Source organism: Flavobacterium supellecticarium, from assembly GCF_004801375.1.
Classification (GTDB): Bacteria; Bacteroidota; Bacteroidia; order Flavobacteriales; family Flavobacteriaceae; genus Flavobacterium; species Flavobacterium supellecticarium.
The window spans coordinates 22,445-35,843 of record NZ_SSNZ01000012.1; the positions used below are offsets into that span (position 1 = coordinate 22,445).

Consider the following 13,399-nt stretch of genomic DNA (forward strand, 5'->3'; position numbering starts at 1 on the left):
TATCATTCCCCGAAGTTAATAAAATTACAATAAGATTATGCGATCATTTTTTATGGTTTTTTTGGCGGTTTTACCGGAATCGTACCATCTTCTCCGGTTCCTCCTCCTCCTTCCTGATTCGGCGGAATGGTATCGCCTGGTTTTGCGGCAAGATAATAATCCTCACTTTGATACAGATTTTGTAACAATTCATCCTGTTGCTTTGTGGATGGTGCAAAAAGTTCCTCTGCACTATTTTCTGTTGAACACGATACTAACGACAATCCCAGTACAGCAAAAGCTGCGATATAAAAATTTTTCATAATTTTTAGCTTTAAAAAAATTGGACATGGGCGTGGCTGTTCGGAACCTTGTTCCGAAGTGTAGCTTTGATTACGCCATTGATTTTTGTATTGGGAAGTGTTGGTGAGACAGAAAAAGCATAAGGGTATTATACTTCCCGGATAACGACATTACGTTTTTCCGTATCACCAGGTTAGAAGTAGTCATGTACATTTGTCCGTGAATGCATATCGGGACGGAACTAATTCTGAGGCAAATTAAAGGGCTATTTTTCAGCTTGTTGCAATCGAATTCTGGTAATTCCGATTATTCGAATGAATTCTGATAAATACTGATAAATACCGATACCACTATGAAAAAGAGAACTGTTGAATCCTATATAGAAGCTATAAAAGCACAATATGAAAAAGCTAAGACTGGGCCATATGCTGCATTTCTAATACGCCCTTCACCGGCACAATTACGAGACCTAAGTTTTCATATTTTAAGACAGCATCAAAACGAAAATGATCCATCTGCATTTAGGGATTTTTGGGAAATTGAATTTAAAGATGAACAGATTAGAGCTATTACTAATAGCATTGATATCACCCGGTTGATTCCGATTCGACGTTTTTATTTAGGTACAAGTACACCTGCCGATTTGATCACCATCGAAATGGCTGCTCTTTTAGTTGACTTTCCGGAAAGGCCCTATAGAAGGTTTATAAATGATTTACCAGATACGCCACCTGAACCACCAAATTCACCTGGAGGACCTGGAACAGTTATTATCGTTACTTCAGGAAACAATACTGGAGGAAATAATACGGGACAAACAACCCCTCCAGAAATGGGAGGTGGCTCCAACCAAGGTAATAAAGGCGGAAAGACGACAGCGGATACAAATCAAACTGATATCATACAGTCATTAAAAAATAAACTTCAAGCTATTTGGAATACTATCACTCGTTTTTTCCGGAAACGCCAATTAAGCAAAATCCATTACGGATTGACTACCGTTGCAATTATGGTACTTTTAGTATGGAATCTGAACAAGACGGTTTTCACACCGAAAAACTGTATGGTATGGATGGAAGATCATTATGAGAAGATTGATTGTAATGATCCGGAAATTAATGGAGAAATCCGGCCATTAGACGAACAACTATTGGAACACTTCCGGAAGGTAGCCTATAGTGATACACTGACTTGTTTTGATCTTTATGGGAATCCTCTGATCTGGTATTCCAAGTCAAATGGTGTTTACGAACTGTTTACCCATCACGGCTTACATCCGGTTACCGAAAAAACACTAAAGCCAATCACTCACACCATTATTAACAATTTAAACAGTGATCCGAATCAGTAATCGATAAAAACAAAAAGGCCTCCGTCGGGAGGCCTTTTTTAATACCAGTTTTGTTTTTTCTTTTTGGAAAGTTTCTTTCCATGGTGTCTTTTTACATATGAGTCGCTTCCAAAACTTAATTGTTTTTTCCTGCTTCTTGTAAAAAACCTGATAATCGATTCAAGTAAATTAGACATGGGAGTTTAAATTTGCGCATCAAATATATAAAATCACAACATATTAAACATTTTAACAGATAGTTTTTAAGATAAAAAGCACATAATGATCGATGAACTCACATTTTAACACAATTATTTAAAAATACAACAATTAATAGCTATTCTAAATAGGTATTTTTCACCTTTCTTACGAGCTTTCTTACAACACAATCGGATCGCAATAAAGCTGGTTTTACGTCTTATTTATGGATTATGGAAAACCGTAATTCCTTCTTTGCTTTTGATCCTAATTTTGCCATACCACTATAACATTTTATATAATAAAACTTTTATTTCATTATGGCATTCCTTACAGACTTAGCAAAAAGTTTTGCATACTCAGCAGCAAGACAGGCCGGACGCAATTACGCCAATTCACAAAACAATTTATATGTTACTCCCATAAATCAATCACAATACCAAAATGAAGCAGTAAAAAATAAAGCTTTAAAACAAGACAAAGAATACATTGCCATTAAATGGTTTTGGGCCGCAGTACTTGCTTTCCTTATACCTTTTATCGGTTCGGGAATCCTACTATACCGAAGCTATATAAACTTTACCAAAGATTACAAATTAATGTACTATATGGAACGGCAAAATGTTTTTAAAAGTGATGCTCGTTATCGTAATGGTTTAAGACCTTTGGGCTACCGCGATGTTAAGGTCGAAACTAAAGTAGCTATTGATCAAGAAAAGAAAGCCAGCAACAGGATTAAAGCCTGGGGTTACTTTACAATTGGTTTTACAACCCTCTTCTTCTATATCATTGTACTTAGCTAATAATCCTGTCAATATTGGATTACAAGTTCCCGTAAGTAATCTTTCTAATAATCCACACACAAGCTGCCGCGATTTAAGGCAGCTTTTTTTTGGCTCGTATTCGCCACAAATGCATTTTAGTTATACGATAATTTATTCCAATAAAAGCTAACATTTATCATATTTTATATTCCGGATACGGTTTTATTTTGCTCTTCCTAAGCATATTAATCGCAATTAATAATCATAAAAATAATTCCGTTATGAAAAAGTTTATACGTCTCTCGGTTCTGGTCAGTATCATCACAATGGCTACCGCCTGTAAAAATCGAAACGAAACAACCGTTCCCGAAACCACTCCAACAACCGAACAAAACGAAACGGTTTCCACTTCAGAAAACACATTGGAAATTGAATCCACCGATCAGATGCAATATTCTACAAACGAGCTAAAAACCGGTGTTGGTACTGTAACATTAACACTAAAACATACCGGTAAGATGGATAAAGCCGTTATGGGACACAATCTGATCATTCTTAAACCAGGTACTGATATTGCCGCATTTACGCAAAAAGCCGCTTTGGCAAAAGCCACCGACTATATTCCGGAATCGGAAAAAGCAAGCATAATAGCCCATACCCGATTACTGGGCGGAGGCGAATCTGACACGATTGAATTTAGCATTTCCGAACCGGGAACTTATGATTTTTTATGTTCCTTCCCGGGTCATGCTGCCTTAATGAAAGGGAAACTTGTTGTAGAATAAACCGGCTATCGTCTAAACTCCCGAATAAAATATCATGAACGAAACCGCCCTCATTGCCGAAATCAACCGGTTACGACAGAAAAAAAATGCCGTTATTCTGGCGCATTATTATCAGGAAAAAGCCATTCAGGAAATCGCCGATTTTGTAGGTGACAGTCTTGAATTATCCAAAAAAGCCGCCACAACCGATGCCGATATTATCGTATTTGCCGGTGTGCATTTTATGGCCGAAACAGCAAAAATCCTAAACCCGGATAAAAAAGTGCTACTCCCGGATTTCAACGCCGGTTGTTCACTTGCTGACGGCTGCGATCCGGATGATTTTCAAAAATTAAAAGACCAATATCCGGATCATACCGTTGTGACGTATATCAATTGTTCGGCTCGAATAAAGGCACTGAGTGATATTGTTTGTACATCGTCGAATGCCAAAAAAATCATCGCTTCGATTCCAATAGATCAGAAGATTATTTTTGCCCCCGATAAAAATCTGGGCAAATACCTGATTCAGGAAACCAACCGGGATTTAGTCTTATGGGATGGTTCCTGTGTGGTACACGAAGCCTTTTCGTTAAACAAGCTAATCGATCTGTACAACCAATATCCCGGTGCCAAAATTGTAGCCCATCCGGAATCGGAAGACCATATTTTAAAAGTAGCCCATTATATCGGATCCACATCCGGGATCATTAATTTTATTAAAGAAGATCCGGGAACTGTTTATATCGTAGCTACCGAAGTCGGAATACTTCATCAACTTTCCAGAGATGTACCGGATAAAACGATTATTGCCGCGCCATCATTACAGGAAAACAGCTGTTCCTGCAGTGAATGTGCCTATATGAAAGTGAATACGCTTGAAAAACTATTTCGATGTCTTCAAAACGAATATCCTGAAATAAAAATCAGTGATACACTACGAACCGAAGCGCTAAAGCCAATTCATCGCATGCTTACACTTTCCTAATTTCAATACCTATATTATGGAAAAAACGGATATACTTATAGTCGGTTCCGGAATTTCAGGGTTATTTTTTGCCATTAAAATGGCTAAAAAACGTCCCGATCTTTCCATTACCATTTTGACAAAAGCATCGGCCGACTCAACCAATACCCGCTATGCACAGGGAGGAATTGCTGTCGTAACCAATACGGAAGAAGACAGTTTTGAGCAACACATTCGTGATACACTCCAGGCCGGAGGTGGTAGTTGTAATACGGAAATTGTTCGTATGGTTGTGGAACAGGCTCCGGAGCGATTACAGGAATTACTAAATCTCCAGGTCGATTTCGACACCACTGTTTCGGGAGCGTGGGATTTAGGACTGGAAGGAGGGCATTCCCATCACCGGATTCTGCATTATAAAGATCAGTCCGGACTGGAAATGGAGCGAAAACTATTACGTCAACTAAGCCGGTATCCCAATATTGTACTGTTCGAAGACTATTTTAGTATTGATCTGACAACAGAAAACAATTGCTGTACCGGAATGTCCTATTATGATAAAACCCGTGGTACGATAAAACATATCCGGTCCAGAATTACAGTGCTTTGTACCGGCGGATGCGGACAACTTTTCCAGAATACCACCAATCCGGAAATTGCCACTGGCGATGGTGTAGCGATGGCTTTCCGAGCAGGAGCTGTTATAAAAGATATGCAGTATATTCAGTTTCATCCCACCGCTTTATATGAAACCGGCAAAAATCCCCTTTTCCTGCTATCGGAAGCGGTAAGAGGTTTTGGTGCGTATATCATTAATCATAATTACGAACGTTTTCTTTTTAAATACGACACCCGCGGCGAACTGGCCACGCGTGATATTATTTCGAAAGCAATCGGAACGGAACTACTCAAAACAAGCGAAAAGCACGTTTACCTCGATTGTCGCCATCTTAACGCCAAACGTTTTTACGAACATTTTCCATCTATTACCGATTATTGTCTGAAATCGGGATTTGATCCGGCCAAAGAACCGATTCCAATTGTTCCGGCGGCACATTACCAGTGTGGCGGTATACAAGTGGACAAAAATGCGCGGACTTCGATACAAAATCTCTATGCAGTTGGAGAATGCGCCCAAACGGGATTACATGGAAAAAACAGACTCGCATCTAACTCCCTACTGGAAGCCTTGGTTTTTGCCCATCAGGGCATGCAATCGGCACTTAAAACAATCGACTCCATTCGATTTTCAACAGTAATCACTTTAAATCAACAACCTATTGCCTCCTATTCGACAACACCGTCAATTAAGCCTCTAAAAGCGTTATTACAAAAAACGATGACGGCGTTCTTTACTACAGAGGCATCGGATATAAATACCGTTCGGAATACACTAAAAAAACTAAAACAAAAAGCCGATTCACTATTTCAAAGTCATGATCGGAATTCTTTCCCCTCTTATATTGAATTCAGGAATATGCTAACGGTTAGTATGATCCTGCTGGAACACAGTTATAGCACTCCAGAAATCGAGTCATTCACTACATCTTAATTTTTAAACGTATGAAAATTAACAATCAGACCACTATCGGAGCAATTGTCGCCTATGATTTCAGAACTGCGGCTTTATTCTCAAAATACAAAATTGATTTTTGCTGTAAAGGCGACCGTACACTGGAAGCTGTTTGCACTAAAAAGAACATCTCTCAAAAAGAGCTGATCGACGCGTTGGAAGCCCTTTTAAACAATTCGCAATCGTATATTTCCGATTACGGACAATGGTCTTTGGATTTACTGATCGATTATATCGAAACTACCCACCATCATTATGTGGAAGAAAAAACACCGGTTCTACTCCAATTTCTGGATAAGCTTTGTAAAGTACACGGAGAAAAGCACCCGGAACTACTTAAAATCAATGCCCTTTTTAGCGAATCGGCCGGAGAATTAGCGATGCATATGAAAAAGGAAGAACTGGTACTTTTTCCTTTTATCCGACAAATGGTAAATGCTAAAAAAGAGGGTTCCGAACTAAAGCGCCCTCATTTTGGTTCGGTTTCGAACCCTGTGACCATGATGCGACACGAACACGATACCGAAGGGGAACGTTTCGATAAAATCGCCACACTTACGAATCAATATACACCACCAGCTGATGCGTGTAATACCTATAAAGTTACATATGCGATGCTTCAGGAATTCGAAAACGACCTGCATAAACACATACACCTGGAGAACAATATACTGTTCCCAAAAGCGATAACACTGGAAGCAGACTTTAACAACTAGCATCCAAACACAGAAATTACTTCGCTTTAATTTCTGTGTTTTTTATAATTTTAAAACCCGGTCTAATTCTATCTGATGCCGAAAAGTTGGTTTATTATAAGTCTTCTGAATTTTTTTGTTGCAGTGCTAATGGGCGTTTTACTGCGACTGGCAGCTATCGTGCCTGTAAACTGGAACTATCTTTTTCTACTACACGGTCATTCCCATACCGCTTTGCTCGGATGGATATACCAGATGTTATACCTATTACTGCTTCATAACTTTCTACCGGAAACAAAGCGAACCTCTCCCTATTATTCCCGTTTATTCTGGATCACTCAGATAGCAGTATTCGGAATGATGATTAGTTTTCCGATACAGGGATATGCCTTATATTCTATTATTTTTTCCACGATACATATTTTTTGCAGTTATTTTTTCTGCTCTAAAATCTGGAAAGACCTGTCGGGAAACAAGTCTTATGATAAAATACTACTTAAAATCGCACTGTTATTCCTGTTACTGTCGACTTTTGGAGTGTGGAGTCTGGGAATAACCGGTGCTAAAAATGCTCCGCTTTATCAGGCCGCTATTCAGTTTTTTTTACATTTTCAATTTAATGGCTGGTTTATGTTTGCCGTGCTTGCCCTTTTTGTCAACCAATACCGAAACTTTTTCCATACTATCAATTCCCGTAAATTCCATTATTGGGTTGGCCTACTTATAGTCGGCACAGTTTTTACTTATGGCTTACCGTTAAGTTGGTACTTTCCACATGCGCTATGGCTTTGGATAAATGATATCGGTTTAGTCTGTCAATTTTTTGCATTTGGAAGTGGTATGCTTTACTTTTTAAAACGCAGCATTCCATCTGACCGAAAAACACCGTTAACGATCCGTTTCATATTACTTTGCGGTTTTATTTCCCTATTGCTAAAGATCCTTATACAATTGACTACATTTTGGTCGGAAATAGCAGCTTCATCTCATTATATCCGGAATTTCACAATTGGTTTTATACATCTGATCATGCTTGGAATAATCAATAGTTTTCTATTCTTTTTTGCGATACGTTTTCAATCGTTTTCATTTCTAAAAAACCGGATTTCCCGAATTGGATTGTACCTGTTTCTTATCGGTTTTACAACAACCGAAATACTGCTGTTTGTACAAGGCTTTTATTTTTATATCGGAAAAGGAGCCATTCCGTATTATAACATATCTCTTTTTATGGTTTCACTTCTATTACCTATAGGATTATTTTTAGTACTTATCGGAACCTTATTTTTTAGAAAAAAGCATAAAACTAATTGGCTTTACTCACTTCCCCGATAATTTTAGAAACGATTGTATCATAGGATGTAGTGAAACCCTCCTGTTGAAAGACCAACTCCCCTTTTTTATTAAATACACTGATAATATTGGAATGTGAAAAATCGATCGGTGCTATTTTTTTATAATTTACGCCCAAAACAGCCGCAAATTCCCGGGTATTTTCTTCAGTTGACTGTAGAAATAGCCATTGTTTGCTCATCATCTTGTTTTTAATTGCAAATGCTTTTAAACGCTCCGGAGTATCCGTTTTCGGATCGATACTAATTAAAAGAAAACACACATCCGATTTATATTTTTCAGGTAGCAGTTGTTCAATCTGCCGCATATCAGCTACCAAACGCGGGCATGCGGTTTTACAGGAGGTGTAAATCATCACCATAACCAATACGTTACCTTTCAGCTCTTTTATTTCAATATGTTTATTATCTTGTGTCGTCCATTCAGACGGAAGGTTAAAAACCGAGAGTTCCGAAATAACTTCTGTTTCGATTTTCGTATTTGACTCTTCTTTTTTCGAATTACAACTTTGTAATCCTACCAAAATCACCAATACAACCATCATTAACTTTTTCATTATCAATACATTTTAACAACTTATCTGGTTCGTTTTACTTTACATCACATGCGCATCGGAAACCAAGATTTCGTGACGAATAATTTGCTTTTAAACTGGATCGAAAAGCATAGCGCATAAAAGCAGCATAATTCATTAAATCGGTTGCATTAACAGAAGCTCCCCCACAAAACAAACTGACATCAGTATTCCTATCTTTTCGGGATTCACCCGAAAGGAAAATACTATTAAAATCAAAAGTCCATTCCCAAATCAGACCATGCATATCGTATAATCCCCAATAATTCTTACATGTTTGTCCTACGGATCTATTAAATGTGTTCCTTTTTTCGTACCATCCCAGAATATCGTTATTATAGGCCACTTTGGTTCTGGCGTCCCGATGCTTTTGATCGGCCATAGCGGCATATTCCCATTCATCCAGTGCAGGTAACCGCTTTCCCTTATATTCACAATATTTTTTTGCAGCAAACCATGAAACATTCGTGACCGGTGCTTTACCATTATTCTCGCCATAATCCAAATCATTCTTCCAGTACTCCAAATAGCTTATATCGGCAAAAATCCTTTTAATCACCGAACGTCTGTAGGATGCTTTTTCCTTTAAAAAGGACAAATACTCTTCATTTGTAACCGGATAAATATCCATTTTAAACGCGTCTATCGTTACCGATTTTTTGTTTACATCACCGTAAAGTGGCACAAAACTTCCTTTTTTTATCAGAACCATTTTGGTATTCTGAGCATTCAGAGAAACGAACAGCAAAAAGAATAGTAGCAAAAAGAACGCTTTTTTATCTCCTTTATACATTTTTATTCTTTCTTCTTTGTCTTTTGTTCTTTCACCATCGCAGCGGTAACGTTTGTTTTATTATTGTTCCAGCTGTCGTAAACATAGGTGAGAACATCTGCAATTTCATCATCGGTCAGGTTGAGACTGGTCATTATATTGTTATATGTTTTTTCATTTACTGTGATTGTACCGCTTAATCCATTCAGCACCGTTTTGATAGCTCTGTTCACATCCTTATTCAGATAGTCCGACTTTGCCAATGGCGGGAAGACATTCACTACGCCCTGTCCTTCCGATTGATGACAAGGCAAGCAGGTTCTGCTGTATATGTTTTTTCCTGCGGTAATCCGCGCATCAAGTGTTTGCACCCTGTTTTTTTTCGGTGTGTTTTTATCTGTAGGTAAATGTTGTATCGTTCCTCCTTCCGGAAGGTAGACCCCTTCCTGAGTCGTTCCCGAATAAATGGTCTTATCTTCAGGCCCATCTACCTTTAACATTCCCAGGGCTCCTTTATTAAAAGCTCTGAAAATAGAATGATCGACAAGAATAAATGTTCCCGGCACGTCTACTTTAAACTCCACAATAGCAGCTCCACCTGCCGGTATTAATGTTGTTTGAATATCCTTATTGATCACACTACCTCCTTCAATATGGACGCGATCAAAAATTTCACCAATTACATGGAATGAAGACACCAGATTGGGTCCTCCATTCCCCACAAACAACCGAACTGTTTCCCCGACATTCGCCCTGAGTACATTGTCTCCTGTTAACGCCCCTACTTTACCGTTAAAAACGACATAATCCGGATTTTCACGAATCGCTTTTTTCATATCAAAAGTTTGTATGCCCGGTTCGCCATAATTTCCTTTTGTATAAAAATCACCCTGCATAACATAATATTCCCGGTCAACTGCTGGCAATCCTCCCTCCGGTTCTACCAATATCAACCCATACATCCCATTAGCTATATGCATTCCTACAGGAGCCGTTGCACAATGGTAGACATACAAACCCGTATTCAAACATTTAAAATCAAATACTTTTTCGTGTCCGGGTGCCACCAGCGAGGACGTTGCTCCACCACCACTACCCGTTACAGCATGTAAATCAATATTGTGCGGTAATTTATTATTCGGATGGTTTTTTAAATGAAACTCCACTTCATCGCCAATTCGGGTTCTGATAAAACTACCGGGTACCGAACCTCCAAACGTCCAATAAACATAGGTAACGCCATCGACCATTTGCCCTTCCATTTCTTTTACCTCCATGTTGACAATTAACTTTGAAGCCTTTCTGTTTGCCACCGGTTTCGGAACCATTGGTGGTGGCGTTAGGTCGGCAATTATTTTTTCCGGTAGTGCAACACTGTTATGTTCTTTAGCCGGAGTAGTTTCTTTACAACCGATCATTACTATCATAACGATCAAGATTACACCATAAATCCTTTTAACACTTTCTCTCTTTGTTTTCATATTGCGATACTTTTCTTTAAAATTCAACTTTATCTCTGTTAAAATTAAAGTTGGAAAATGCTATTTAGTATGATTTTTATCATTCTACACTTTCTTAACTATAAGCAATATTCTAATAACCCTGTTTTTTTTAGTATGAGGAGCGTTATACAGCAATCCAATTTGTCTTGTTTCTGTTCCAAATATTACCTACAAATGCTATAACTCAAGAGGTCAAAAAAATACCCGTAAAAGACATTACGGGTAAATTTTTAGTATTTGCTATTCTGATTAATTATTGTGAATCCGGTATTCGTTAGGCGATTGTCCTACATGTTGCTTAAATGACCGGCTAAAATGTTGCGGATATTTGAATCCCAATTCATAAGCAATCTCACTCACCGATTTATGCCGGTCGAACATTCGCTCCTTAGCCGTATTAATCACTTTTGACTGTATATATTCCTGAGCAGATTTACCGGTTTCTTTTTTGATCAGATCTCCAAAATAATTGGCCGATAAAAACAACTGCTCGGCACAATATCCCACAGAAGGTAATCCCAAGGTCTGTGGTTTGTCCGATTGGAAATAGTCGTTCAGTACGGTTTCAAAACGCTCCAATATTCCTTTATGAGCCGTATCCCGGGTAATAAACTGTCGGTCGTAAAAACGTACGCAATAATTCAGGAACAATTCGATTGTATTTACAATCAGTTTTTTACTGTGTTTATCGATAGGTTGTTCCAGTTCCTGATTGATTTTTTGAAAACAATCGATGATAATTTTCCGTTCATTTTCAGACAAATGCAGCGCTTCGTGTACTTCATATGAAAAAAAGCTATACGTATCGATATGGCGTCCCAATGCCGTTCCGCGAATCAGATCCGGATGAAAAACCAGTGCATATCCCTGAGGCTGGTATAAATTACCGTTATTTTCGATTCCCATAACCTGCCCGGGAGCAAGGAAAACCAGAGTTCCCTCCTGATAATCATAATAATTACAACCATAACGTAGATTTCCGCACTTTACATCTTTTAGAAAAATGGTATAAAATCCAAAATTCAATCGGATAGTAATCTTTTTATCCGACTTCGAAAGGTCGATTACACTGACCAACGGGTGCCTGGTATCCGTATTGCAATAGGCATTGTATTCGCTTACGCTATCAAATCGTACGATATTTTCCATGATCATTTTATTTCGGGAATCAAAGTTATTGCATAATTTTATTGTATGTACCATGCCATTATTATAATAAGTGATATTGGTAGGTAATTCCGTAATCCATATACGCCCCGTTTTAAAAATAGATTGGAATTTTGCAACGTTCGTAAGTATATCACCAAGCTAAAAACAAATCATATAAAAACTAAAAATCACTATGGAAAAATTTAATGTAAAGGCATACGGTACCCATGCTATCGAAGCCGATTTGGAATTACTAACGATTCCGCGAAGAGAGGCTACGCCTAATGATGTAGAAATTGACATTTTGTACTGTGGTGTTTGCCATTCCGATTTACACACGGCTCGTAACGATTGGGGAGGTACGGTTTATCCGGCTGTTCCGGGACATGAGATCGTGGGAAAAGTTACAAAAGTAGGTAGTGCCGTAACCAAATTTAAAGTAGGCGATCTGGCGGCTGTAGGCTGTTTGGTGGATTCCTGCCGCGAATGTGAGCATTGTAAAAATGATCTGGAACAATACTGTATTCCGGGATTTACCGGAACATATAACAGTCCGGACAAACACCTGGGGTTACAGACCTATGGCGGCTATTCTGAAAAAGTTGTTGTTGCTGAACATTTTGTATTAAAAGTACCTGAAAATCTTGATCTTGCTGCCACTGCTCCATTACTTTGTGCCGGAATTACCACCTGGTCACCATTACGCCACTGGAAAGTAGGCAAAGACAGTAAAGTAGCGGTAGTTGGTTTAGGCGGATTGGGCCATATGGCGATCAAACTGGCCAAAGGATTAGGCGCTCATGTGACTTTATTCTCCCGATCACCTAAAAAAGAAAAAGATGCTTTTGCTTTGGGTGCAGATGAGGTGATCATTTCAACAGATAACGCACAAATGGATACTGTAAAAGGCAAGTTCGATTTGATCATCGATACAGTTCCTTATGTTCATGATGTGAACCATTATATCCCGAGTCTAAGCGTTAGCGGTACTATTGTATTAGTTGGTTATCTTGGAAATCTGGAACCGATGCTCAACACTGTTCCGATGATTTTGGGTCGAAAATCAGTTGCCGGTTCGGTTATTGGTGGAATCGCCGAAACTCAGGAATTACTGGATTTCTGTGGAAAACACAATATCACTTCCGATATTGAGATCATCAAAATGCAGGACATTAACGAAGCGTATGAACGGATGCTAAAAAGCGACGTACGTTACCGTTTTGTAATTGATATGGCTTCGTTGAAAAACGAATAAGCTGAAAAACAAAAAGGATGGGATTTTAGAGGGCATCCAAAATTTTAGACACTATTTGGGGTTCGTTCATTTTTCCATCCTTTTTTATTACAAAATTATCATAGAATCATTTTTCGATTGTTTTCGACATTTGTTTCCAACAGCAAGCCATTCGGATCCAATACTACAGTAATGATTTTTTGTTTTTGTTTTAGTGTTAACCGGTATTTACCAAACTGTTT

13 protein-coding genes are annotated in these 13,399 nt (G+C 38.4%); 8 read left to right on the top strand and 5 right to left on the bottom strand.

The window, feature by feature from the left end; all coding sequences use genetic code 11:
* Nucleotides 1–50: 50 nt before the first annotated feature.
* Nucleotides 51–302 (bottom strand): hypothetical protein, encoded by a 252-nt coding sequence (locus E6C50_RS16815; RefSeq protein WP_136404410.1) that lies wholly within the window; start codon nucleotides 300–302, stop codon nucleotides 51–53.
* 332 nt (nucleotides 303–634) lie between these two features.
* Between E6C50_RS16815 and E6C50_RS16820 the strand changes: the two genes are divergently transcribed.
* The 7 genes from E6C50_RS16820 (at nucleotide 635) to E6C50_RS16850 (ending at nucleotide 7,908) form a co-directional block, all read left to right on the top strand.
* Nucleotides 635–1,633 (top strand): hypothetical protein, encoded by a 999-nt coding sequence (locus E6C50_RS16820; RefSeq protein ID WP_136404411.1) that lies wholly within the window; start codon nucleotides 635–637, stop codon nucleotides 1,631–1,633.
* 497 nt (nucleotides 1,634–2,130) lie between these two features.
* Entirely contained in the window at nucleotides 2,131–2,613 is a 483-nt protein-coding gene (locus E6C50_RS16825) for a hypothetical protein (RefSeq protein ID WP_136404412.1), read from the top strand.
* A 242-nt stretch (nucleotides 2,614–2,855) separates the two neighbouring features.
* A complete protein-coding gene (gene azu, locus E6C50_RS16830; RefSeq protein ID WP_136404413.1) occupies nucleotides 2,856–3,359 on the top strand; it encodes an azurin in 504 nt (167 codons plus the stop codon).
* 34 nt (nucleotides 3,360–3,393) lie between these two features.
* The gene (nadA, locus tag E6C50_RS16835) at nucleotides 3,394–4,326 is read left to right on the top strand and encodes a quinolinate synthase NadA (protein ID WP_136404414.1); all 933 of its coding nucleotides are present in this window, start codon (nucleotides 3,394–3,396) and stop codon (nucleotides 4,324–4,326) included.
* Nucleotides 4,327–4,342: 16 nt separating this feature from the next.
* Entirely contained in the window at nucleotides 4,343–5,857 is a 1,515-nt protein-coding gene (gene nadB, locus E6C50_RS16840) for an L-aspartate oxidase (protein ID WP_136404415.1), read from the top strand.
* 11 nt (nucleotides 5,858–5,868) lie between these two features.
* The gene (ric, locus tag E6C50_RS16845) at nucleotides 5,869–6,594 is read left to right on the top strand and encodes an iron-sulfur cluster repair di-iron protein (RefSeq protein WP_136404416.1); all 726 of its coding nucleotides are present in this window, start codon (nucleotides 5,869–5,871) and stop codon (nucleotides 6,592–6,594) included.
* Nucleotides 6,595–6,669: 75 nt separating this feature from the next.
* Complete coding sequence (locus E6C50_RS16850; protein ID WP_136404417.1) at nucleotides 6,670–7,908, top strand: hypothetical protein; 1,239 nt, start codon at nucleotides 6,670–6,672, stop codon at nucleotides 7,906–7,908.
* On the opposite strand, the gene E6C50_RS16855 is transcribed toward E6C50_RS16850, so the two are convergent.
* The 4 genes from E6C50_RS16855 to E6C50_RS16870 all read right to left on the bottom strand — a co-directional run bounded on the left by E6C50_RS16855 (nucleotide 7,880) and on the right by E6C50_RS16870 (nucleotide 11,923).
* Nucleotides 7,880–8,482, bottom strand: coding sequence for an SCO family protein (locus tag E6C50_RS16855; RefSeq protein WP_136404418.1), 603 nt, complete (start codon nucleotides 8,480–8,482; stop codon nucleotides 7,880–7,882). The two genes, E6C50_RS16850 and E6C50_RS16855, sit on opposite strands and share 29 nt — an antisense overlap.
* A gap of 34 nt (nucleotides 8,483–8,516) precedes the next feature.
* On the bottom strand, nucleotides 8,517–9,293 hold the full coding sequence (locus E6C50_RS16860) for a formylglycine-generating enzyme family protein (protein ID WP_136404419.1): 777 nt from the start codon (nucleotides 9,291–9,293) through the stop codon (nucleotides 8,517–8,519).
* A 2-nt stretch (nucleotides 9,294–9,295) separates the two neighbouring features.
* Nucleotides 9,296–10,753 carry a copper-containing nitrite reductase gene (gene nirK / locus E6C50_RS16865; protein ID WP_136404420.1) on the bottom strand — a complete coding sequence of 486 codons (1,458 nt, stop codon included), beginning with the start codon at nucleotides 10,751–10,753 and terminating at the stop codon, nucleotides 9,296–9,298.
* Nucleotides 10,754–11,023: 270 nt separating this feature from the next.
* Nucleotides 11,024–11,923, bottom strand: coding sequence for a helix-turn-helix domain-containing protein (locus E6C50_RS16870; protein ID WP_136404421.1), 900 nt, complete (start codon nucleotides 11,921–11,923; stop codon nucleotides 11,024–11,026).
* Nucleotides 11,924–12,116: 193 nt separating this feature from the next.
* Between E6C50_RS16870 and E6C50_RS16875 the strand changes: the two genes are divergently transcribed.
* A complete protein-coding gene (locus E6C50_RS16875; protein ID WP_136404422.1) occupies nucleotides 12,117–13,178 on the top strand; it encodes an NAD(P)-dependent alcohol dehydrogenase in 1,062 nt (353 codons plus the stop codon).
* Nucleotides 13,179–13,399 lie beyond the last annotated feature (221 nt).

What these genes read in the sequence shown, in the direction of transcription:
- E6C50_RS16815 (WP_136404410.1), bottom strand. Translation starts at nt 302, where the DNA reads ATGAAAAATTTTTATATCGCAGCTTTTGCTGTACTGGGATTGTCGTTA.
- E6C50_RS16820 (WP_136404411.1), top strand. Translation starts at nt 635, where the DNA reads ATGAAAAAGAGAACTGTTGAATCCTATATAGAAGCTATAAAAGCACAA.
- E6C50_RS16825 (WP_136404412.1), top strand. Translation starts at nt 2,131, where the DNA reads ATGGCATTCCTTACAGACTTAGCAAAAAGTTTTGCATACTCAGCAGCA.
- azu (WP_136404413.1), top strand. Translation starts at nt 2,856, where the DNA reads ATGAAAAAGTTTATACGTCTCTCGGTTCTGGTCAGTATCATCACAATG.
- nadA (WP_136404414.1), top strand. Translation starts at nt 3,394, where the DNA reads ATGAACGAAACCGCCCTCATTGCCGAAATCAACCGGTTACGACAGAAA.
- nadB (WP_136404415.1), top strand. Translation starts at nt 4,343, where the DNA reads ATGGAAAAAACGGATATACTTATAGTCGGTTCCGGAATTTCAGGGTTA.
- ric (WP_136404416.1), top strand. Translation starts at nt 5,869, where the DNA reads ATGAAAATTAACAATCAGACCACTATCGGAGCAATTGTCGCCTATGAT.
- E6C50_RS16850 (WP_136404417.1), top strand. Translation starts at nt 6,670, where the DNA reads ATGCCGAAAAGTTGGTTTATTATAAGTCTTCTGAATTTTTTTGTTGCA.
- E6C50_RS16855 (WP_136404418.1), bottom strand. Translation starts at nt 8,482, where the DNA reads ATGAAAAAGTTAATGATGGTTGTATTGGTGATTTTGGTAGGATTACAA.
- E6C50_RS16860 (WP_136404419.1), bottom strand. Translation starts at nt 9,293, where the DNA reads ATGTATAAAGGAGATAAAAAAGCGTTCTTTTTGCTACTATTCTTTTTG.
- nirK (WP_136404420.1), bottom strand. Translation starts at nt 10,753, where the DNA reads ATGAAAACAAAGAGAGAAAGTGTTAAAAGGATTTATGGTGTAATCTTG.
- E6C50_RS16870 (WP_136404421.1), bottom strand. Translation starts at nt 11,923, where the DNA reads ATGGAAAATATCGTACGATTTGATAGCGTAAGCGAATACAATGCCTAT.
- E6C50_RS16875 (WP_136404422.1), top strand. Translation starts at nt 12,117, where the DNA reads ATGGAAAAATTTAATGTAAAGGCATACGGTACCCATGCTATCGAAGCC.